The organism is Brachybacterium sillae, assembly GCF_025028335.1.
Lineage (GTDB): Bacteria > Actinomycetota > Actinomycetes > Actinomycetales > Dermabacteraceae > Brachybacterium > Brachybacterium sillae.
Genome location: NZ_JAFEUW010000001.1, coordinates 143,222 through 164,891, shown reverse-complemented (window position 1 = coordinate 164,891; position 21,670 = coordinate 143,222). Strand labels below are relative to the sequence as shown.

Genomic DNA, 21,670 nt, shown 5'->3' with positions numbered 1-21,670 from the left:
CTCGGTAGCATGGGAGCCGTGCGCCGTCCGGAGACCACCGCTGAGATCGATGCCCTGCGGACACGGATCGCGAGACTGGAGCGGGAACTTGCAGAAGCCCGCGAACAGCTGAGGGAGCTTCAGCGAGAGGAGCCGGTCGGCGCGCGCCCTCGCTCCGATCTGCTTCCTACCGTCACGGCGGCCTCGTCGAGCGCCGAGAAGCTCGCCTTGTTCCGAGCGCGCTTCACCGGCAGGAACGACGTCTACGCAACACGCTGGACCAGCGCGCGCACGGGGAAGTCCGGCTGGAGTCCTGCCGTGCGCGGCGGCTTCTACACAGGCTCCGAGACCGCTGCTGACTACCTGCCACTCGATGAGCGCACGATCGAACGGCATCTGCGGGGCGCGGCTGCTCCTGGGGAGCGCGAGTTCCATATCGGTCTCTACCCGATGCTCGAAGGCGACCAGTGCCGGCTTCTCGTCTGCGATTTCGACGACGCAGAGTGGCGGCACGACGCCGCGGCCTTCGTCGCAGAGTGCGAGCAGGTTGGGATCCACGCGCTCACCGAGGTCTCCCGTTCCGGCGAAGGCGCGCATGTCTGGATCTTCTTCGAGGATGTGCTCCCCGCCATGACGGCTCGCGCAGCGGGGATGCGGCTCCTGCGCGCTGCGATGACCCGCAGGCCGGCGATGGACTTCCGCAGCTACGACCGCTTCTTTCCCTCGCAGGACACGCTGCCCGAACGATCCTCAGGGCGGGCGCGCCTGGGCAACCTCATCGCGTTGCCCTTGCAAGGCGACTGCCGCCGACGCGGGACGACCGTGTTCGTCGACCCCGACACATGGCGTCCGCACGAGGACCAATTCGCGGCACTCGCGTCGACGACGCCCGTCTCCGCAGAACGAATCAGGGAACTTGGAGCGACGAGCCACGCAGAGGCGCGCGTGGGGCCCGCCGAGTCGTTGGGCGCCAGGCCACGGCGAGCGAGCATTCGAGCGGCCGCGCGCGGAACCGCGCATAGGTCGCTGAAGCTTCGCCGCGATGCTCTGTTGCACGTCCCGACGGCACACCTTCCGGGCATCGTGATCACCGAGCTCAAGCACATGGCATCGGTGCCCAACCCCGAGTTCTATCGCAGGCAAGCACAGCGGTTCAGCACCTTCGGGACGCCACGCCTGGTCACCAGCTTCGAGCACGACGAGCACGAGCTGCGGCTACCACGGGGGCTTACCGACGAAACCGTGGCGCTCCTCGCGGATGCGGGATTCCAGGCAGCGATCGAGGCAACAGCGACGGCGCAGACACGTCTGGTGCTGACATTCACGGGGCAGCTGCGAGAGAAGCAACAGGAAGCCGTCGACGCGCTCCTCGCACATGACACCGGAGTGCTCGTTGCACCGCCCGGGGCGGGCAAGACGGTCATGGCCTGCGCGCTCATCGCCGAGCGCGCCAGGCCGACGGCGATCCTCGTGAACCGGGCCGAACTGCTCACACAGTGGCGTGAGCGTCTTCAGCAGTTCCTCGGCCTCACCGACAAGCAGATCGGACAGCTGGGAGCCGGGCGTCGGAAGCGGCGAGGTGTCGTGGACCTGATCATGATGCAGTCCGTCTCGCACCGGAACGCCGACCCTGCGGTGCTGGAAGAGTACGGGCAGATCATCGTCGACGAGTGCCATGCCGTCGCCGCTCCCGCGACCGAGGCCGCCCTGCGCAATGTCAGCGCACGCTACTGGGTCGGGCTGACAGCGACCCCCTACCGTGCCGATCAGTTGAACGGCCTGATCACGATGCAGTGCGGGCCGGTGCGGCACGTGCTCGACTCTCAGGAGCGAGCGGAGCGCAAGCTGATCGTCCACGAGACGACCTTCCGCACGGACGAGCCCGGGACAGACGGGCCGTCTATCCAAGCGATCTACTCGGAGCTCGCCGCCGATCCCGAACGCAACGCGATGATCGCCCGGCACGTCAATGAAGCGGTCGCCCAGGGGCGGACGTGCCTCGTCCTGACGAACAGGCTCGAGCATCTCGACGCGCTCGCAGATGCATTGAAGGGATGCGCGGCGCCAGTGGTCGGGCTCCATGGGCGCCTCCCCACCGCGGAACGCCGAAGCATTAGAGCGTCTCTCAACGAGATGGAAGCACGGCAGCAGCCATACGTGCTCCTCGCCATCGACAAGGTCGCCGGCGAAGGGCTCGATCTCCCGGCGCTCAACACGCTGTTCCTGGGAGTTCCGGTCTCCTTCAAGGGGCGAGTGATCCAGCAGATCGGACGCATCACCCGCGGGCATGATGCCAGTCACCTCCCCGCCACCGTTCATGACTACCGCGACATGTACGTACCGCTTCTGGAGCGCATGTACTCGCGACGACGGCGCATCATGGCGAAGGAGGGCTTCGTGACGGCGGGGCCCTCCGAAGAGGAGTAGGTGCCGTTCATCGACGAGGACGCAGTACCCGTCTGATCGTGGATTCGCTCACTCCGTACATCTCCATCAGCTCGCGTCGGGTCGCCCCGCTGGCGAACAGACGCCGAGCCTCGGCCTTCTGCTCCTCGCTCAGGGCTGCGCGCTTCGACTTGGCGGTGAGGTCGAACCCGGCGCGCCGGAGCGTGTCGCGGACGGTGTTGCGGCGCACGTTGTACCGCTTGGCAAGCTCATACGTGGATGCTCCGGCCTCATAGTCATCGATGATGAGCCTCACGACCGATCGATGCAGTGCGTTTTGCTGGGGGAGTGGTCGGTCATCCGCTTCCCGCGTCGAGCCTCGCGCAGTGGCCAGGAGTTCGGCCAGTTCCGCGGTTCTCCGCCCTTGTTGGCAGTAGTTTCGCAGCAGCCCGACACAGATGACGACGCCGCCTCACCTGCTCACGAGCAGGGAGGCGGCTTCGTCGCGTTCCCGGGGGAATCTCCCCGCGCGGCACCTCTGTCGAGTCGGACGGGAGTGGCGTTATTCGGGGCGAATTCCGCCACTATCGTCCGACTCGACACGCCCGAGATGCCGTGCGCGGCGCGCACGCATCTCGCCCGTCCAGAGGTCGTAATGCTCCTGACCACTCAGTGCTGCAGCTCGAACTCCTTCTCCAGCAGCGCCGCGCGGCCGGCCTCAAGGCGCGCCACCGGCACGCGGAACGGCGAGCAGGAGACGTAGTCGAGACCCACGTGGTGGAAGAAGGCGATCGAGGCGGGGTCGCCGCCGTGCTCCCCGCACACACCGAGCGACAGTTCCGCTCGGGTGGAGCGGCCCCGCTCGGCGCCGATGCGCACCAGCTCGCCGACACCGAACTGGTCGATCGACTCGAAGGGGCTGGTCAGCAGGATGCCGCGGTCCCGGTAGGTGAAGAAGAACCCGGCCTCGACGTCGTCCCGCGAGAAGCCCCACGTGGTCTGCGTGAGGTCGTTGGTGCCGAAGGAGAAGAAGTCGGCCTCCTCGGCGATCTCGTCGGCCCGCAGGGCGGCGCGCGGCAGTTCGATCATGGTGCCGATGTGGGTGTCGAGGTCCTGGCCGGTGCGCTGGGCGACCTCCTCCTGGACGGCACGGATCTCCGGGGTGATCTCCCGCAGCTCCCGCACGGAGGACACCAGCGGGATCATGATCTCGACCTGCGGGTCGAGGCCCTGCTCCCGCAGCTGGGCGGCGGCCTCGAGGATCGCCCGGGTCTGCATCCCGTACAGGCCGGGGATGGTCAGCGCGAGCCGCACGCCGCGCAGCCCCAGCATGGGGTTCTGCTCGTGCAGTGCACGTACCGCCTGCAGCATCTTCTGCTCATGGGCGTCGCGCTCGACTCCCTCGGCCTCCTGCCGGGCGAGCTTCACCGACAGCTCGGTGAGGTCGGGCAGGAACTCGTGCAGCGGCGGGTCCAGCAGACGCACGGTCACATGGCGTCCGTCCATCGCCCGCAGGATCCCGAGGAAGTCCTCCCGCTGCAGCGGGAGCAGGGCGGAGAGGGCCCGCTGGCGCTCGTCCGCGTCGGCGGCGAGGACCAGGTCCTCGACCAGGTGGCGCCGCTCCCCCAGGAACATGTGCTCGGTGCGGACCAGGCCGATGCCCTCCGCGCCCAGTGCCCGGGCGCGGGCGGCATCCTCCGGGGTGTCGGCGTTCGCGCGCACCCGCAGGTGCCGGCGCCGGTCGGCCACCTCCAACATCCGGTGCACCGCCTGCACCAACGGGTCGTCCGCGTCCGTGTCCCCGTCTCCGTCCCCGAGTAGGGAGCGCACGACGGCGCTGGGTTCGACCGGCACCGAGCCGCGGAACACCTCACCGGTGGACCCGTCGATGGAGAGCACATCCCCGGCGCGGGCCACGACCTCGCCGCCGCGGCGGATCTCCCCGGCGGCCTCGTCGACCTCGAACTCCTCCACGCCGCACACCGCGGTGCGGCCGAGGCCGCGGGCGACCACGGCGGCGTGGGAGGTGCGCCCGCCGCGGGAGGTGAGGATCCCGACGGCGGCGAGCATGCCGTCGAGGTCATCGGGGTTGGTCTCGCGCCGCACCAGGATCGCGTCCTCCCCGCGTCGCTGCAGCTCCAGGACATCGGCGCTGGTGAAGGCGATGCGGCCGACGGCGGCGCCCGGGGAGGCATCCATGCCGCGGGCCAGGAGCTCCCGATCCCCGCCGGTGGCGAAACGGGGGAACATCAGGCGCGACAGCTGTGCCCCGGTCACACGGGTGAGGGCCTCGTCCTCGTCGATGACGGCCTCGTCCACCAGGGTCGCGGCGATGCGGAAGGCGGCCTCGGCGGTGCGCTTGCCCACGCGGGTCTGCAGCATCCACAGCCGGCCCGATTCCACCGTGAACTCGATGTCGCACAGGTCCCGGTAGTGCCGCTCGAGGCGGGCCATGATCGCCATCAGCTCGTCGTACACCTCGGGCATCAGCTGCTGCAGCTCCGGCAGGGAGCGGGTGTTGCGGATGCCGGCGACGACGTCCTCCCCCTGGGCGTTGACGAGGAAATCGCCGTAGACACCGGGGGCGCCGGTGGCGGGATCGCGGGTGAACGCCACCCCGGAGGCGGAACGGTCATCAAGGTTGCCGAAGACCATGGAGCAGATGTTCACAGCGGTGCCGAGGTCGTGCGGGATGCGCTCGGTGTTGCGGTAGACCACGGCGCGCGGCCCGTTCCAGGAGTCGAACACCGCGCGGATGGAGGCGCGCAGCTGCTCGCGCGGGTCCTGCGGGAACTCGTGTCCGGTCTGCTCGCGAATGATCTCCTGGAAGCGGGCGACGACAGCCCGCAGATCCGCTTCGTCGAGCTCGGTGTCGCTGCGCACGCCCTTCGCGGCGCGCGCCTCGTCCAGCACGTGCTCGAAGAGCGCGGCGTCGATGTCGAGCACAGTGCGGCCGAACATCTGCAGCAGACGCCGATAGGAGTCCACAGCGAACCGCGGGGAGCCGGAGACGGCGGCGAGCCCCTCGACGGTGCGGTCGTTGAGGCCGACGTTCAGCACCGTCTCCATCATCCCGGGCATGGACATCTTCGCGCCGGAGCGGACGGCCACCAGCAGCGGGTTCTCCGGATCGCCGAAACGTCGGCCCAGGCCCGTCTCCACCGTCGCCATCGCGGCGTCGACCTGCGCCTCAAGCTCCTCCGGCGGCGCACCGTGGGTCATGTACCAGCGGCAGGCGTCGGTGGTGATGGTGAAACCGGGCGGGACGGGCAGCCCGAGCCGGGTCATCTCGGCGAGGTTTGCGCCCTTGCCGCCCAGCAGGTCCTTCTGGTCTTTGCCGCCCTCGGAGAACATCTGCACGTAGGTGGTCATCTCGGATCCTTCCTCCGGCCGCGCACCGGGGAGGGTGGGCCGGTGCGCCTCATCGCGCTCCGACGGACGCCGCGCTGCGTCCGTCCCCCACCGTAGGAGCAGCGGGGGTCAGGTCGGCGGCCGAAGGTCCCGGCCCGGCGGCACCCCGCGGTCGCGTGCCGTGCGCCCGCCGGTTCACGCCCCCGCGTCGCATCCCGCCCCCGCGTCGCTTCCCGCCCCCGCGTGGGTTCCGACCTGCCCGTGCGGAGCGGGCGGCTCAGGCGGAGGTGTCGGCGGGAAGCAGCCGCGTGACCGGCACCTGTTGAGAGGCGGCGGCGTCGGCGTAGCGCATGCCGGGCGGCACCTGAGCCAGGTCGAACCACCAGGCGGCGCGGGGCACCAGGCGCACGTCATGCCAGGGGACGTCGAAGTCGCGACTCTGCCACAGGGTGAGGCCGAGCTCTGCGGTGCGTCCGGCGGCGACCATCGCCAGGCGCCGCAGCTCCGCGGCGGAGTGCACCCCGGGCCGACAGGAATCGGGGATCAGGACGTCCGCGGCGAGCGGCAGCGGCCACAGGGTCTCGCCCCAGGCGAGGGCGCGGCCACGCGGGGTCTCCAGCACCACGGCCGGGAGCCGCAGGTCCGCGGGGCGGACCGCGTGTTCCCCGGTCACCTCGAGCGCAGCGAGGGAGGCACCATCGGCCCAGGCACCAGGGATCACCACCCGCCCGCGCACCCGCACGTCGACGAGCATCCCGCCGGGCATGAGGCCGAACAGGTCGACGGGGGCGGGCGGCAGGTCGACGGGCAGCCGCCGCAGATCGACCAGCACCCGGACCTCGGCGTGGTCGTCGGCATGGTGTGTCAGCGGCAGGCGCAGCACGGCGCCCACCGGGGGCCGGATGCTGCCCCGCGTGTGCCTGGTCGCGGTCATCGCACGAACTGCGCCGCGCAGTGGTCCTCCTGCACGATGCGCAACTGGTCGCGGAACCGCGGGCCCATCGGCGGCAGGTCATCGAGCCGGGCCCAGCGCGCGGCGGTGTTCTCCCCGTCCGCGGGATACGGCTCCCCGGCCTCGTGTCGCAGCACGAACGCCAGGTCGAGGTAGCGGGCGCGATCACCGTTGTCGTAGATGATCTCCGGCAGCACGCGCACGTCGGCGAGCCGCTCCACCCGGGCGCGGATCCCTGCCTCCTCCAGCACCTCGCGGGCGGCGGCGCGGGCCGGCTCCTCCCCCGGGTCGATGATCCCGGTCACCGGCGTCCACGCCCCGGTGTCGGCGCGCCGCACCACCAGAAGGTGGGTGCCGTCGGCGTCGAACACGTAGGCGCTCACCCCGGTGAGCCACAGCGGGCTGTGCCCCACGTGGCGGCGGAGCTCCTGGATGAACTCGGGGATGGCCATGGTTCAGCGGCTCCGCTTCCGCTTCTCCCGCACCCGCACACCGATGCCGATCGGGGTGCCGGTGAACTCGAAGTCCTCCCGCAGGCGGCGCTCGATGAACCGGCGGTAGCCGTGCTCGAGGAACCCGGAGGCGAAGATGACGATCCGTGGTGGCCGGGTGCGGGCCTGCGTGGCGAAGAGGATGCGCGGCTGCTTGCCGCCGCGCAGCGGATGCGGGTGTGCGGCGACAAGGGTGCCGAGGAACGCGTTGAGACGCCCGGTGGGGATGCGGGTGTCCCACGATTCCAGGGCCCGCTCCAGGGCTGGCACCAGTTTGTCGGTGTGGCGTCCGGTGCGGGCCGAGAGGTTCACCCGCGGCGCCCACGCCACGTGCGCGAGGTCCTTCTCGATCTCCCACTCCAGCTGGGCGCGGCGCTCCTCGTCCAGCAGATCCCACTTGTTGAAGGCCAGCACCAGGGCCCGTCCGGATTCCAGCACCATGTCGATGATCTTGAGGTCCTGGGTGGAGATCGGTTCGTTCGCCTCCAGCAGCACCACCGCGACCTCCGCGCGGTCCAGGGCGCTGCGGGTGCGCAGGCTGGCGTAGAAGTCAGCGCCCTGGCTCTGCAGCACGCGGCGGCGGATCCCGGCGGTGTCGACGAAGGTCCACACCTGTCCACCGAGTTCGATCTTCTCGTCGACCGGGTCGCGGGTGGTGCCGGCGAGGTCGTCGACCACCACCCGGTTCTCCCCCGCGAGGCGGTTCAACAGGGAGGACTTGCCGACGTTCGGGCGGCCGACGAGCGCCACCCGCCGCGGACCGTGGTCGACGGCGGCGCCGCGGCCCTCCTCCGGCAGGACCGCGAGGACGGCATCGAGCAGATCCCCGGACCCTCGGCCGTGGATGGCGGAGACCGGGTACGGCTGGCCGAGACCGAGGTTCCACAGGGCGGCGGCCTCGAGCTCGCCACGGTCGTCGTCGACCTTGTTGGCCGCCAGGACGATCGGGCGCTTGGCACGGCGCAATACCTTCAGCAGCTGCTCATCGGTCGCGGTGACGCCGACGGTCGCATCGACCACGAACAGGACCGCATCGGCGAGCTCCACCGCGATCTCGGCCTGTTCGGCGACGCGGTAGGCGATGCCCTGGACCCTGTCCTCCCAGCCACCGGTGTCGACCAGCCAGAAGTCCCGGCCCGCCCATTCGGCCTGGTAGAACACGCGGTCGCGGGTCACCCCGGGGACGTCCTCCACCACGGCCTCGCGGCGGCCGAGGATGCGGTTGACGAGCGTCGACTTCCCGACGTTCGGGCGGCCGACGACGGCCAGCACCGGCAGGTTCCGAGCCGGGGCGGCGAACTGCTCCTCCTCGATCTCGCCGGAGAGGAGCGCCAGGTCCTCCTCGTCGAGCTCGTAGTCGTCGAGGCCGGCGCGCCAGGCGGTGGCGACGTCCACCCCGTCGTCGGGGTCTGCCCCACCGGCCGCGTCGTCGTCCTGCGCCGGGGCCGCGTCGACGTCCTGGTCGTCGTCTTCCGCGTCGCCGCGCACCGTGTCGACCAGCCGCAGCACCTCCAGCACCACCTCATCGATGTCGAGGTCGGTGGTGTCGATGACGGTCACGCCCTCGGCAGCAGTACGGAACTCGGAGACGGCGGAGTCGTCCTCGTCGCGTCGCAGCACCTGGTCGCGCATCCGCGCGCGGGTCTCTTCGGTGTCCTCCAGGCCGAGTTCCCGGGAGCGGCGGGCCATGCGGGCCTCGTCGCTGGCAGTGAGCAGCACCCGCACGTCGGCGTCGGGGGCGACGACGGTGGTGATGTCGCGGCCCTCGGCGACGCAGGCGCCGCGCTCGGCGGCAGTGGCGTGGAGGATGCGCCGCTGACGCTGCTGCAAGATCGGCCGCACCAGGGTGTTGGTGGCGACAGCGCTGACGCGGGCGCTTATCCGCTCGGTGCGGATCTCGGCGGTGATGTCCTGCCCGCGCACCACCACCCGCGCCCCGGCGGGATCGGTGCCCAGCTGAAGATCGAGATCCTCGGCGATGCAGGCGACGGCCTCCCGGTCGGTGAGGTCGATGCCGTCTTCGAGGCAGGCCCAGGCGATCGCCCGGTACATCGCCCCGGTGTCGAGGAAGCCGCCGTCCAGGGCGGCCGCGACGCGGCGGGAGACGGTGGACTTGCCGGAGCCGGCGGGGCCGTCGATGGCGATGGTCACGGGCTGCATCGCACCAGGATACGAGGGCTCAGCCGTCGACGACGGTCCAGCCGCGCGCCCCGAGCTCGGTGGTGAGCAGGCCCTCACGCCCGGCCTGCACCGACAGATGGGCCAGGCCCGCACTCTTGCCCATGCTGTGTTCGAGGCGCAGATCCTCGAGGTTCACCCCGACCTGACCGATCTCGGTGAGCAACCGCGCGAGTTCCCCGGGCCTGTCGGGCACCAGCACCACCAGCTGGGCGAACCGGTCACGGGCACCACCGTGTTTGCCGGGGATGCGGGCGACGCCGGCGTTCCCGGAGGCGATGAGGTCGGCTAGGCGGCGTCGTGCGCCGCGCTCCGGCCCTTCGCCCCGTTCCAGGGCGTCCAGGGCGTCGAGGATCTCCGCGAGGTGGTCCCGCAGTCCCGCGAGCACGGGGGTGAGCGCGGCGGCGTTCGCGCCGAGGATCTCCACCCACAGACGGGGGTCGCTGGCGGCGATCCTCGTGGTGTCCCGAAGACCCTGCCCGGACAGGCTCAGGGCGTCGTCCCCGGCCTGCTGGAGCGTGGCGCCGAGCAGGCTCGCCACCACCTGCGGGGCGTGGGAGACACGGGCGACGGCGTCGTCGTGGGCGTCGGCAGCCAGGCTCAGCGGCACCGCGCCGAGCTCCAGCCCGAGCGCCCGCACGATGCTCACCGCGGCGGGGCTGCTGCCGGGGTGCGGCACCACCACGAAGGGGCGGCCACGGAACAGGTCGGCCTGGGCGGCGATGACACCGCTGACCTCCCGCCCGGCCATGGGGTGCACGCCGACGTACCGGGCGGCGTCGGCCTCGGTGATCTCCCCGCTCTCCCGGGCGGCGAGCACCCCGGCGAGGACCCGGCCCTTGACGCTCGCGACGTCGGTGACGACGGCCTGCGGCTGGCGCTGCAGCTCGCGCACCACGAGCGCGGGGGTGACATCCGGTGGGGCAGCGATGATCACCAGCGCCGGATCTGCGGCATCGGCGGCCGGGACGGAGCCGACGCCGAGCTCCACCGCAAGAGCCTCGGCCCCGGGGGACGCATCGACCACCTGCACCTCGACGCCGGCGCCGCGCAACGCCAGACCGAGGGATCCACCGATCAGCCCGGTGCCGATGATCCGCACCGGGGACGGCACCAGGGCACTGGGGCCGCTCACAGGCCGACCTCCGCCATCAGGGTGCCGAGTTCCCTCTCGGTGAGCTTCCGGGTGGCGCCGGGGCGGAGGTCACCGAGCAGCACCGGGCCGATGCGGGTGCGCACCAGCGCCGTCAGCTCGTATCCCTGGCTGGCGAACATGCGGCGGACGATCCGGTTGCGCCCCTCGTGAAGCGTCACCTCCACCAAGGCCTCCCGACCGTCGTGGGCGATGAGACGAGCGGCGTCGGCCCGGGCGGGACCGTCCTCCAACTCGACTCCCTCGCGCAGGGTCCGCAGCAGACCCCGGGGCGCGCTGCCGGGCGCGTCGAAGCGACACACGTAGGTCTTCTCGATGTGGAAGCTGGGGTGGGTGAGACGGTGCGCGAGCTCCCCGTCGTTCGTCAGCAGCAGCAGGCCCTCGGTCTCGTAGTCGAGCCGCCCCACGTGGTAGAGCCGCTGGTCGTACCGGGCTGTGAACTCGGTGAGGTCGCGGCGTCCCTCCGGGTCATGCAGCGCGGAGACCACCCGGCGGGGCTTGTTCAGCACGACGGTGAGTTTCTCCTCGTCCAGCTGCAGCCGTCGCCCGTCGACGTGCACCACCTGCCGGGCGGGGTCGATCCGCACCCCCTGTTCGGTGACGGTCTCCCCGTCGACGCTGACGCGCCCCTGCGCGATGAGGGCCTCGCAGGCGCGGCGGGAGCCGAGCCCCGCCCGGGCAAGGACCTTCTGCAGGCGCTCCCCCTGGGCTGACTGCTCCCCCGCCACCGGGCCAGGAGTCGCCGGGCCACTGGCCGCGGGACCCTTGGCCGCCCGCTCCTCGGCGGGCGATACCCGGTCGGTGTGCATGCTGCGCTCGGCGACGGCGCTGCGGTTCGTCGGTGTCCGGCGCCGCCCGTCGCTGTCCCGCAGCCGTACCTGCCGGGGCGGGGTGAAGGCGCTGCGGCGTCGGCGCCCGGCCCCACCGGAGCCGCGGGTCATCAGGCCGCGGCGCCGCGTGCGATCAGCTCGCGGGCCAACTGACGGTACGACTCCGCACCCTTGGTGGAGGAGGCGAAGCTGGTGATCGGCTCGGCCGCCACGGAGGCGTCGGGGAACTTCACGGTGCGGTTGATGGTGGTGTGCAGCACCAGGTCCGGGAAGGCCTCGATGACGCGCTGGCTGACCTCGCGGGCGTGCAGCGTGCGCGGGTCGAACATGGTGATGAGGATGCCGTCGATGTCCAGGCGCGGGTTGATGCGGTCCTGCACCTTCTCGATGGTCTCTTTCAGCAGCGCCACACCGCGCAGCGGGAAGTACTCCGCCACCAGCGGGATGATCACGCCGTGGCTGGCGGCGAGGGCGTTCACAGTAAGCAGACCCAGGGACGGCTGGCAGTCGATGAGGATGACGTCGTACTCGTCGGTGATCGGGCGCAGCACCCGCGCCAGGGCCATCTCCCGCGCCACCTCGTTGACCAGCTGCACCTCGGCGGCGGAGAGGTCGATGTTCGCGGGCAGCACATCGAGGTTGTCGGTGTCGGTCTCCTGGATGACGTCACGCACGTCGTGGCTGCGGTCCATCAGCAGGTTGTAGACGGTGACATCGAGCTCGTTGGAGGGGACGCCGAGACCGGCGGAGAGGGCGCCCTGCGGGTCGAAGTCCACCAGCAGCACGCGGCGGCCGAGCTCCGCGAGGGCCGCACCGAGGTTGATCACGCTGGTGGTCTTCCCCACCCCGCCCTTCTGGTTCACCATCGAGATGATCCGGGCCGGGCCGTGTCCGTCGAGCGCCGGCGGCTCGGGGAACTCGGGCATCGGACGCCCCGTGGGTCCGAGGTCGAGGTCGAGCGTCTGGGCCTTGTCGTTCACGTCATGGTCCTGTCGTGAGAAGAGGGCGGTTCGGGGTGGGAAGGGCACCCGCGCGGGGCACCGGAGCAGTCTATGCCCCGTCTCGGGCCCGGGGATGGGCGCCGGCGTGGGCCTCCCGCAGGGAGTCGACGGTCACCTGCGTGTACAGCTGGGTGGTGGTCACGGAGGCGTGCCCCAGCAGCTCCTGCACGCTGCGCACGTCGGCGCCGCCGAGCAGCAGATGGGTCGCGAAGGAGTGCCGCAGCGTGTGCGGGCTCACCTCCTCAGTGATCCCGGCGGTCTCGGCGGCGGTGCGCACCACCTGCCAGGCGGCCTGCCGCGTGAGCCGAGTGCCGCGGATGCCCAACAGCAGGGCGGGGGTGCCCCGCCCCCGCGCGGCCAGGGCGGGGCGGGCACGGGTGAGGTACGCCTCCACGGCCTCGGCGGCGTAGGTGCCCACCGGCACCGCCCGCTGCTTGTCGCCCTTGCCGTGCAGCACGGCGGTGCGGCTGGAGAGGTCGAGGTCATCGAGGTCGAGGCCGATGGCCTCGGAGATGCGTGCCCCCAGCCCGTACAGCAGCTCCAGCAGGGCACGGTCGCGCAGCGCCCTCTCGGTGGCGAGCCGGCCGGTTCCGGGCCGACCGGCCGCCGCGAGGAGCGCCTCCACCTGCGCGATGCTCAGGGGGTGGGGCAGGCGGTCGGGCCGCGCCGGCGGCGGGACCGCTCGGGCGGGGTCCCCGGTGCGGCTGTCCTGTTCCTGGTCGAGAAAGGCGTGGAGACCGCGGATGGCCGCGAGGGCCCGCGCGGCGGAGGAGGCGGCCAGGGGCCTGCCTCCGTCGGCGCCGGAGCGGAGGGTCCGCAGCCAGCTGCTGATGCGGTCGGGGGTGACGGCCTCGAGGTCGACGCCCTCCCGCCCCAGGTCGCGCAGATAGCGTTCGAGGTCGCGACGGTAGGCGCGCAGGGTGTTCGCCGACAGTCCCCGTTCGACGCGCAGGTGCGCCAGGTACTGCTCCAGCCAGCGCGCGTCGGCGGGCCGCAGCGCGGGGGTGTCCGCCGGATCGGGAGTGGGGTTCCCCGGCGGTGCGGGCTCAGAGGCGGATGAAGGGGTCGAGCGCAAGGGCCACGAACAGCAGGGTCAGGTAGGTGATGGAGGCGTGGAACACCGTCATGGGTGCCAGCGCTTTGCCGCTGAGACCACGGTGGGTGCGCACCGCGTACCGGATCACCAGGTACAGGAACCATGCCCCCGCCGCGACGGCGGTGGCGCCGTACACCCAACCGGTGTGCCCCAGCGGGATGATCGCGAGGCTGGAGGCGACCATCAGCACGGTGTGCAGGATCATCTGGTGCGCCACGGAGGTGCGGGAGGAGACGACCGGCAGCATCGGCACCCCGGCGGTCTCGTAGTCGCGGGTGAACTTCTCCGCCAGCGGCCAGTAGTGCGGCGGCGTCCAGAAGAACACCACGAGGAAGAGGAAGAAGGCGGTCCAGGAGACGGTGCCGGTCACCGAGGACCAGCCGATGAGCACGGGCATGCACCCGGCGATCCCGCCCCACACGATGTTCTGGCTGGTGCGGCGCTTGAGGATCATCGTGTAGAAGACGACGTACAGCAGGATCGCACCGACGGCGAGGGCCGCGGAGATGACGTTCACCAGCAGCCCCAGCCACACCGCGGAGATGATCGACAGCGCGATCCCGAAGATCAGAGCGGCCCGCGGGGACACCTCCCCGGTGACGATCGGCCGGTTGCGGGTGCGCTTCATCTGCGCGTCGATGTCACGGTCGAGGTACATGTTCAGGGCGTTGGCTCCGCCGGCGGCGAGATACCCGCCGATGACGGTCGCCAGCAGCAGCCCCAACCCGGGGAATCCCTGGGCCGCGAGGAACATGACCGGCACGGTGGTGATGAGCAGCAGCTCGATGATCCGCGGCTTGGTGAGCGCGACGTAGTTACGCATCACCCGTCCGACGCTGCGGCGCGGTGCCGGGCGCCCACCATCGGTGGGGGCCGCGACGGGGGCATCGACCGGGGTCGTGCCCTGATGTGTCGCGTCCACCGTGCTCGCGGTGCTGCCCGTCGTGCTCACGCACACCGTCCTTCCGCGCCGGGAGAGGCGCCTCGCAGGCGCGGCGGCAGTGCGGGGGTGCAGTGCTCCGCGCGGTTCGACCTCGGAGTCTACCGGCCGACCCCTGTCGCGGAAGGGTGCCGCGACGAAGGTGCCCGATCCCTCAGCCGCCGTCCCTTCCCACGGTTCCACCGACTGTCGGGAGACGCGCAGGCGATATCAGACCCCACGTCTAGAGTGGACGGTATCGGCTGCTCCCCCGTGGATCGGCCCCTCTGACCCGGGTGGATGCCCCATCCGCCCGCCCTGGACCGGAAGGACACCCTGTGACCGACTCCTTTATCGCCCCCGAGGGCTGGACCGACCTCGACCACCGCGCGATCGACACCGTCCGGGTGCTCGCCGTCGACGCGGTCGAGAAGGTCGGCAACGGCCATCCCGGCACGGCGGTCTCCCTCGCCCCGCTCGCGTACCTGCTGTACCAGGACGTCATGCGCCACGACCCGTCGGACACCGACTGGCTGGGCCGTGACCGCTTCGTCCTCTCCGCCGGGCACTCGAGCCTGACCCAGTACATCCAGCTGTACCTCGGCGGTTTCGGCCTGGAGCTGTCCGACATCGAGGCGCTGCGCACCTGGGAGTCGAAGACCCCCGGCCACCCCGAGTACCACCACACCAAGGGCGTGGAGATCACCACCGGCCCGCTCGGGCAGGGGCTCGCCTCCGCCGTCGGCATGGCGATGGCGCAGCGCCGCGTGCGCGGCCTGCTCGACCCGGACGCCGCCCCCGGCACCAGCCCCTTCGACCACACCGTGTGGGTGATCGCCTCCGACGGCGATATGCAGGAGGGCGTCGCCCATGAGGCCTCCTCCCTCGCGGGCACCCAGCGCCTGGGCAACCTCGTGGTGGTGTGGGACGACAACGAGATCCAGCTCGAGGGTGGGACCGAGGCCGCGTACTCCGAGGACACCGTCGGCCGCTACGAGGCTCTCGGCTGGCACACGCAGACCGTCGACTGGCGCGGCGGCGAGTCGTACGTCGAGGACGTCCGCGCCCTCAAGGAGGCCCTCGAGGCCGCCAAGGCGGAGACCGGCAAGCCGTCGTTCATCCGTCTGCGGACGATCATCGGCTGGCCGATCCCGGAGCTGATGGGCACCCACAAGGTGCACGGCAATGCGATCGGCGACGAGGCTGTGAAGGGCCTGAAGAAGGTCCTCGGCCTGGACCCCGAGGCGTTGTTCGATGTGCCCGACGAGGTCGTGGCCCACACCCGCAACTTGATCGAGCGCGGCCGCGCCGCCCACGAGGAATGGCAGAAGGGCTTCGACGCCTGGGAGGCGGCGAACCCGGAGCGTGCCGCGCTGCTGCGCCGCATGCGCGCCCATGAGCTGCCGGAGGGCCTCGACGACGCCCTGCCGAGCTTCGACGCCGACCCGAAGGGCGTCGCCACCCGCGCCGCCTCCGGCGCGGTGCTGAACGCCCTCGCCCCGGTGATGCCGGAACTGTGGGGTGGCTCGGCCGACCTCGCGGGCTCGAACAACACCTCCATGAAGGGGGAGCCGTCGTTCCTGCCGGAGGACCGTCAGACCGACGAGGCTCAGGGCAACCCCTATGGCCGCACCCTCCACTTCGGTGTGCGCGAGCACGCCATGGGCGCGATCCTCTCCGGGATCACCCTCAACGGGCTCACCCGCGCGTACGGCGGCACCTTCTTCCAGTTCGCCGACTACATGCGCGGCGCGGTGCGCCTCGCGTCCCTCATGCGCGTCCCCAACATCTACGTGTGGACGCATGACTCCATCGGCCTGGGCGAGGACGGCCCCACCCACCAGCCGGTGGAGCACCTCGCGGCCTACCGCGCCATCCCCGACCTCACGATCGTCCGCCCCGCGGATGCGAACGAAACCGTGGCGGCGTGGCGCGCGGCCCTCGAGCACCGGGATGGTCCGATCGGTCTGGTCCTGACCCGCCAGGCCGTGCCGACCTTCGACCGCGAGGAGTTCGCGGCGCCGGACGTCGCCCGTGGCGCCTACATCATGAAGGAGGCCTCCTCCGGCACTCCCCAGGTGATCCTGATGGCCACCGGGTCCGAGGTGCAGTACGCCGTGGAGGCGCAGAAGCGCCTGGAGTCGGAGGGCATCGCCACCCGCCTGGTGTCCATGCCGTCGATGGAGTGGTTCGAGCAGCAGAGCGAGGAGTACCGCGAGCAGGTACTGCCGTCCACCGTCACCGCCCGCGTGAGCGTGGAGGCCGGCATCGCCCAGCCGTGGTTCCGTTACCTCGGGTTCCAGGGCCGGGCCGTGTCGCTGGAGACCTACGGCGCCTCCGCCGACGCCGCCACCCTGTTCGAGAAGTTCGGTTTCACCCCCGAGGCCGTCGTCGAGGCCGCGAAGGCCTCGCTCGCCGCCGGGAAGTGATCCCCCGGAGGGGCGGGCGAGTGCCCGCGCACCTGCCCGCCCCTCCCACCCGTCTCGTCCCGACCTGATCCGTCATCCCATCCGCCACCCGCAGGGGAAGGACCTTCCATGACCGGCAACGACCGCACCCGCCGCCTCTCCGAGGCCGGTGTCTCCATCTGGCTCGACGATCTCTCCCGACTGCGTCTGACCTCCGGGGGGCTGCAGAAGCTCATCGACGAGCTCGACGTCGTGGGCGTGACCACCAACCCGTCGATCTTCCAGGCGGCGATCTCCGGCGCCCACGACTACGACGAGGACGTCGCCCGCCTCGCCGCCGAGGGGAAGACCGAGGAGGAGGTCGTGGAGGTGCTCACCACCGACGACGTCCGCTCCGCGGCCGACCTCTTCGCGCCGATCCATGACCGCACCGGTGGGTACGACGGTTTCGTCTCCATCGAGGTGGATCCGCGGCGCGCCCGCGACACCGAGGGCACTGCGGAGCAGGCCACCCGCCTGCACGATCTGGTGGACCGCGACAACGTCATGATCAAGATCCCCGCGACCGTGGAGGGTCTGCCCGCCATCACGCGCGCCATCGCCGCCGGGACCAGCGTGAACGTCACCCTGATCTTCTCGGTGGAGCGCTACCGCGCTGTCATCGACGCCTACCTCACCGGCCTCGAGCAGGCCGCCGAGGCCGGCCGGGACCTCTCCCGCATCCACTCCGTCGCCTCGTTCTTCGTCTCCCGGGTGGACACCGAGATCGACAAGCGCCTCGAGGCCCTCGGCGGCGACGCCCTGGAGCTGCGTGGCCAGGCCGGTGTGGCCAACGCCCGCGCAGCCTTCGGCGCCTACCTGGAGGCGTTCTCCTCGGAGCGCTTCGCCCTGCTGCAGCAGAAGGGCGCGAACGTGCAACGGCCGCTGTGGGCCTCCACCGGAGTGAAGAACCCCGACTACCCGGACACCCTGTACGTCGACCAGCTGGTGGCCGACCCGAGCGTCAACACCATGCCGGAGAAGACCCTCGAGGCCGTCGCCGACCACGGCGATCCGCAGCCCGCGATCACCGCCGAGGATGCCGCTCGTGCCGAGGAGACGCTGCAGCGCGTCGCCGATGCCGGGGTGGACCTCGACGAGGTGTGGGAGGTGCTCGAGGCCGAGGGGCTGGAGAAGTTCGAGACCGCCTGGACCGAGCTGCTGGCCACCGTGAAGGAGCAGATGGCGAAGGGGCAGGCGTGAGTGTCAGCCCGGAGCGCGACACCCAGCTGACAGAGCGCGGCAACCCACTGCGCGACGCCCGCGATCGGCGCCTGCCGCTGATCGCGGGGCCCAGCTCGATGGTGATGTTCGGCGTCACCGGTGACCTGGCGAAGAAGAAACTGCTGCCGGCGATCTATGACCTCGCGAACCGGGGTCTGCTGCCGCCGAGCTTCGGGCTGGTCGGTTTCGGTCGACGCGACTGGAGCCACGACGACTTCGCCCAGTACGTGCGTGAGAGCGTCGAGGCGCACGCCCGCACCCCCTTCGTGGAGACCACCTTCGAGCAGCTGCGCGGGGGCCTGCGGTTCGTCACCGGCGAGTTCGATGATCCGGCGGCGTTCGAGGAGCTCACCGAGGTGGTGGGTGAGCTCGACCGCACCCGCGGCACCGGCGGCAACCACGCCTTCTACCTGTCGATCCCACCGAGCGCCTTCCCGCAGGTGTGTGAGCAGCTGGCGAACTCGGGGCTGAACACCCCGCAGGACGGGTCGTGGCGCCGCGTCGTGATCGAGAAGCCCTTCGGGCACGACCTCGCCTCGGCCCGCGAACTCAACGATGTGGTGGAGAAGGTCTTCCGTCCGGAGGACGTCTTCCGCATCGACCACTACCTGGGCAAGGAGACGGTGCAGAACCTCCTGGCGTTCCGTTTCGCGAACGCCATGTTCGAGCCGATCTGGAACGCCCACTACGTGGACCACGTGCAGATCACGATGGCCGAGGACATCGGCATCGGCTCCCGCGCCGGGTACTACGACGGCATCGGCACCGCCCGCGACGTCATCCAGAACCATCTGCTGCAGCTGCTCGCGCTCACGGCGATGGAAGAACCGATCTCCTTCGACGCCGCCGAGCTGCGGGCGGAGAAGGAGAAGGTCCTCGCGGCGGTCGAACTGCCGACGGACCTCGCCGCCCACACCGCCCGCGGCCAGTACGTCGGCGGGTGGCAGGGCGGCGAGCAGGTCAAGGGCTACCTGGAGGAGGAGGGCATCCCCGCCGGCTCCACCACGGAGACCTTCGCCGCGATGCGGCTGGACATCGCCACCCGCCGCTGGGCCGGAGTGCCGTTCTACCTGCGGGCCGGCAAGCGGCTGGGGCGCCGCGTCACGGAGATCGCGGTGGTGTTCCGCCGGGCACCGTTCCTGCCGTTCCGCTCCACCGACACCGCGGACCTCGGGCAGAACGCCATCGTGATCCGGGTGCAGCCCGACGAGGGCGTGACCATGCGCTTCGGTTCCAAGGTGCCGGGCACGCAGATGGAGGTGCGTGACGTCACCATGGACTTCGCCTACGGGGCGTCGTTCACCGAGGAGTCGCCCGAGGCGTACGAGCGGCTGATCCTCGACATGCTGCTGGGTGACCCGCCGCTGTTCCCGCGCCAGCGGGAGGTCGAGCTGTCCTGGCAGATCCTCGACCCGATCACCGCGTTCTGGGCGGAGCACATGCCGCCGGAGCCGTACCGCGCGGGCACCTGGGGCCCCGATTCCGCACACAAGATGCTCGCCCGTGACGGGCGCACCTGGAGGCGACCGTGATCACCACCCTCACCGACACCACCGCCAGCGCCGTCGACAAGAAGATGGCGCAGATGCGGGAGACCTTCGGCGCCAACGCCATCGGCCGGGTGCTCACGTTGATCATCGTCGCCACCGGTGAGGAGATCGACGTGCCGGTGGAGGCCGCCAGCCACGCCAGCCACGAGCATCCCTGCCGCGTGATCGTGGTCGACGCCGATGAGGAGAACCCGGAGTCCGGTCTGGACGCGGAGATCCGCCTGGGGCGTGACGCCGGCGCCGGGGAGATCATCATCCTGCGGGCCAAGGGCCGCACCATGGACAGCCTCGACACCCTGGTGATGCCGCTGCTGCTGCCCGATGCCCCGATCGTGACCTGGTGGCCCGACCATGCGCCCTCCTCCCCCGTGCACGACGTGCTGGGACGCATGGCGCAGCGGCGCATCACCGATGTCGCCGCCTGCGCCGACCCCCTGGCGAGCCTGAAGCGACTGCGCCGTGGCTACGCCAGCGGTGACTCCGACATGGCGTGGTCGCGCCTGACCCGCTGGCGCGGTCTGCTCGCCACCGCGGTGGAGACGCCGCCGGTGAGCGCCCCCACCGGTGCGACCGTCACCGGTCCGAAGGATTCCGCCGCTGTGGTACTGCTCGCCTCCTGGCTGGAGGAGAAGCTCGGGATCGAGGTCGCCCTCGAGGACGCCCCCGCGGGGGTGGCCGGTGCGGACGGGCCGCAGAGCGTGGAGATCGTCCGGGAGGACGGCACCATCCGTCTGCACCGCATCAGCGAGGACGCCCTCGAGGTCACCCTCCCCGGGGAGGAGCAGGCGGCCCAACAGGTGCCGGTGCCGGTGCGCACCCTCGATGAGCTGCTGGCGGAGGAACTGCGACGCCTCGACCCGGATGAGGTGTACGGCGAGGTGCTCGCCCACGCCTTCACCGGGATCGACGACCCGGCGGCCTTCGCCTCCGGCAAACCGGAACCGACCACCGTGGTCCTGGACTCCGCCGACGCCCTGGTGGAGCGGGCGGCCTCCGACACCGCCGCCACCGTGGCGGGGGCCATCGCCACCCGCGACACCGCGCACCTCGTCGTCACCGGCGGCGGGCTCGGCACGCGCCTGGTGCAGGCGCTGCCGGAGGCACTGCGTCGCGCCGAGGTCGACACCTCCCGGCTGCACGTGTGGTGGGGGGATGAGCGGTTCGTCCACGACGGCTCCGAGGAGCGCAACGACACCCCCGTGCTCGATGCCCTGCTACGGGATGCCGCGATCCCCGGCGGCAACGTGCATCGGATGCCCTCCAGCGACAGCGGCATGTCCCTCGACGAGGCCGCCGCCTGGTACGGCTCCGTGCTCGATCGCAGCGGTGGTGACGCCCCGTTCCACACCCGCGGGGAGGCGTTCTTCGACGTCCTGCTGCTGGGAGTGGGCCCCGACGCTCACGTGGCGTCGCTGTTCCCGGAACACCCAGACCAGAAGGACATCTCCGCGACCGCAGTGCCGGTGCGCCGCTCCCCCAAACCGCCAGCGGAGAGGATCAGTCTCTCGTGGCCGGCCCTGAACTCCGCCCGCCGAGTACTGCTGCTGGTCTCCGGGGAGGAGAAGGCCGGGGCCGTCGCTCGATCGCTCGGCGACCCGGAACCGTGGACCACCCCCGCCTCGGCGGTCAGGGGCTTGGACTCGACGACCTGGTACCTCGACCGCGGAGCCGCCTCGCAGCTGCCCTCGGACTGAGCCGTCCCCGCGCAGACGACGGGCCCCGGCCGATCCTCAGGATCAGTCGGGGCCCGGCAGTCTCTACGGGAGCGTGTCAGAGCATGTCAGATGCCGAAGCGGGCCAGCACACCCAGCGCCACAGCGCACAGCGCCCAGATCACGGCCATCGTCACGGTGAGCCGGTTGAGGTTCCGCTCGGCCACGCCGGAGGAACTGGCACTGGAGGAGATGCCCCCGCCGAACATGTCGGACAGGCCACCGCCCCGGCCCTTGTGCAGCAGGACGAGCAGCACGCACAGCAGCCCGGTGACGACGAGCAGCACCTGCAGGGCGATCTTCACGATTCCGAGGTCCACAGGGGTCCTTCCACGGTCGGGGGCGACACCTCAGCGTAGCGCGGGCGCGGCCGGGGACGGGAGGATCCGCCCCGGCCGCGCC

General features: G+C 71.2%; 16 protein-coding genes. 5 read left to right on the top strand and 11 right to left on the bottom strand.

Annotated elements, in window-relative coordinates; all coding sequences use genetic code 11:
* Positions 1 to 18 precede the first annotated feature (18 nt).
* Entirely contained in the window at positions 19 to 2,406 is a 2,388-nt protein-coding gene (locus JSY14_RS00745) for a DEAD/DEAH box helicase (protein ID WP_259556818.1), read from the top strand.
* Between the two features lie 7 nt (positions 2,407 to 2,413).
* Here JSY14_RS00745 and JSY14_RS00740 read toward each other — a convergent pair whose 3' ends face one another.
* The 10 genes from JSY14_RS00740 to JSY14_RS00695 all read right to left on the bottom strand — a co-directional run bounded on the left by JSY14_RS00740 (position 2,414) and on the right by JSY14_RS00695 (position 14,239).
* Positions 2,414 to 2,680, bottom strand: a complete 267-nt coding sequence (locus JSY14_RS00740; protein WP_196215788.1) for a helix-turn-helix domain-containing protein — start codon at positions 2,678 to 2,680, stop codon at positions 2,414 to 2,416.
* Between the two features lie 353 nt (positions 2,681 to 3,033).
* Positions 3,034 to 5,736, bottom strand: a complete 2,703-nt coding sequence (gene ppdK / locus JSY14_RS00735; RefSeq protein WP_259556817.1) for a pyruvate, phosphate dikinase — start codon at positions 5,734 to 5,736, stop codon at positions 3,034 to 3,036.
* A 256-nt stretch (positions 5,737 to 5,992) separates the two neighbouring features.
* The gene (locus tag JSY14_RS00730) at positions 5,993 to 6,649 is read right to left on the bottom strand and encodes a hypothetical protein (RefSeq protein WP_259556816.1); all 657 of its coding nucleotides are present in this window, start codon (positions 6,647 to 6,649) and stop codon (positions 5,993 to 5,995) included.
* Positions 6,646 to 7,119: an NUDIX hydrolase gene (locus JSY14_RS00725; RefSeq protein WP_259556815.1), complete on the bottom strand. Its 474-nt coding sequence runs from the start codon at positions 7,117 to 7,119 to the stop codon at positions 6,646 to 6,648. Before JSY14_RS00725 ends, JSY14_RS00730 begins: the two co-directional genes overlap by 4 nt.
* Positions 7,120 to 7,122: 3 nt before the next feature.
* Positions 7,123 to 9,318 (bottom strand): bifunctional cytidylate kinase/GTPase Der, encoded by a 2,196-nt coding sequence (gene der / locus JSY14_RS00720; RefSeq protein WP_259556814.1) that lies wholly within the window; start codon positions 9,316 to 9,318, stop codon positions 7,123 to 7,125.
* A 19-nt stretch (positions 9,319 to 9,337) separates the two neighbouring features.
* Positions 9,338 to 10,471, bottom strand: a complete 1,134-nt coding sequence (locus JSY14_RS00715; RefSeq protein WP_259556813.1) for a prephenate dehydrogenase — start codon at positions 10,469 to 10,471, stop codon at positions 9,338 to 9,340.
* Positions 10,468 to 11,430: a pseudouridine synthase gene (locus tag JSY14_RS00710; RefSeq protein WP_259556812.1), complete on the bottom strand. Its 963-nt coding sequence runs from the start codon at positions 11,428 to 11,430 to the stop codon at positions 10,468 to 10,470. Before JSY14_RS00710 ends, JSY14_RS00715 begins: the two co-directional genes overlap by 4 nt.
* Positions 11,430 to 12,245, bottom strand: coding sequence for a ParA family protein (locus JSY14_RS00705; RefSeq protein WP_259559482.1), 816 nt, complete (start codon positions 12,243 to 12,245; stop codon positions 11,430 to 11,432). The genes JSY14_RS00710 and JSY14_RS00705 overlap by 1 nt, the downstream gene beginning before the upstream one ends.
* A gap of 124 nt (positions 12,246 to 12,369) precedes the next feature.
* The gene (locus JSY14_RS00700) at positions 12,370 to 13,317 is read right to left on the bottom strand and encodes a tyrosine recombinase (RefSeq protein ID WP_259559480.1); all 948 of its coding nucleotides are present in this window, start codon (positions 13,315 to 13,317) and stop codon (positions 12,370 to 12,372) included.
* A gap of 49 nt (positions 13,318 to 13,366) precedes the next feature.
* The gene (locus JSY14_RS00695) at positions 13,367 to 14,239 is read right to left on the bottom strand and encodes a heme o synthase (RefSeq protein ID WP_259559479.1); all 873 of its coding nucleotides are present in this window, start codon (positions 14,237 to 14,239) and stop codon (positions 13,367 to 13,369) included.
* 434 nt (positions 14,240 to 14,673) lie between these two features.
* Between JSY14_RS00695 and tkt the strand changes: the two genes are divergently transcribed.
* The 4 genes from tkt to pgl all read left to right on the top strand — a co-directional run bounded on the left by tkt (position 14,674) and on the right by pgl (position 21,250).
* On the top strand, positions 14,674 to 16,764 hold the full coding sequence (tkt, locus tag JSY14_RS00690) for a transketolase (RefSeq protein ID WP_259556811.1): 2,091 nt from the start codon (positions 14,674 to 14,676) through the stop codon (positions 16,762 to 16,764).
* Positions 16,765 to 16,872: 108 nt separating this feature from the next.
* Positions 16,873 to 17,985, top strand: coding sequence for a transaldolase (gene tal, locus JSY14_RS00685; RefSeq protein WP_259556810.1), 1,113 nt, complete (start codon positions 16,873 to 16,875; stop codon positions 17,983 to 17,985).
* A complete protein-coding gene (zwf, locus tag JSY14_RS00680) occupies positions 17,982 to 19,538 on the top strand; it encodes a glucose-6-phosphate dehydrogenase (RefSeq protein WP_259556809.1) in 1,557 nt (518 codons plus the stop codon). The genes tal and zwf overlap by 4 nt, the downstream gene beginning before the upstream one ends.
* Entirely contained in the window at positions 19,535 to 21,250 is a 1,716-nt protein-coding gene (gene pgl, locus JSY14_RS00675) for a 6-phosphogluconolactonase (RefSeq protein ID WP_259556808.1), read from the top strand. Before zwf ends, pgl begins: the two co-directional genes overlap by 4 nt.
* Positions 21,251 to 21,336: 86 nt before the next feature.
* Here the strand turns inward: pgl and secG are convergent, their stop codons facing one another.
* The gene (gene secG, locus JSY14_RS00670; protein WP_259556807.1) at positions 21,337 to 21,588 is read right to left on the bottom strand and encodes a preprotein translocase subunit SecG; all 252 of its coding nucleotides are present in this window, start codon (positions 21,586 to 21,588) and stop codon (positions 21,337 to 21,339) included.
* Between the last annotated feature and the right edge of the window lie 82 nt (positions 21,589 to 21,670).

Excerpts from the sequence above, each read along its gene's own strand:
- ppdK (WP_259556817.1), bottom strand. The coding sequence starts at position 5,736 with ATGACCACCTACGTGCAGATGTTCTCCGAGGGCGGCAAAGACCAGAAG.
- JSY14_RS00725 (WP_259556815.1), bottom strand. The coding sequence starts at position 7,119 with ATGGCCATCCCCGAGTTCATCCAGGAGCTCCGCCGCCACGTGGGGCAC.
- JSY14_RS00710 (WP_259556812.1), bottom strand. The coding sequence starts at position 11,430 with ATGACCCGCGGCTCCGGTGGGGCCGGGCGCCGACGCCGCAGCGCCTTC.
- tal (WP_259556810.1), top strand. The coding sequence starts at position 16,873 with ATGACCGGCAACGACCGCACCCGCCGCCTCTCCGAGGCCGGTGTCTCC.
- JSY14_RS00705 (WP_259559482.1), bottom strand. The coding sequence starts at position 12,245 with ATGCCCGAGTTCCCCGAGCCGCCGGCGCTCGACGGACACGGCCCGGCC.
- der (WP_259556814.1), bottom strand. The coding sequence starts at position 9,318 with ATGCAGCCCGTGACCATCGCCATCGACGGCCCCGCCGGCTCCGGCAAG.
- JSY14_RS00695 (WP_259559479.1), bottom strand. The coding sequence starts at position 14,239 with ATGCGTAACTACGTCGCGCTCACCAAGCCGCGGATCATCGAGCTGCTG.
- JSY14_RS00730 (WP_259556816.1), bottom strand. The coding sequence starts at position 6,649 with ATGACCGCGACCAGGCACACGCGGGGCAGCATCCGGCCCCCGGTGGGC.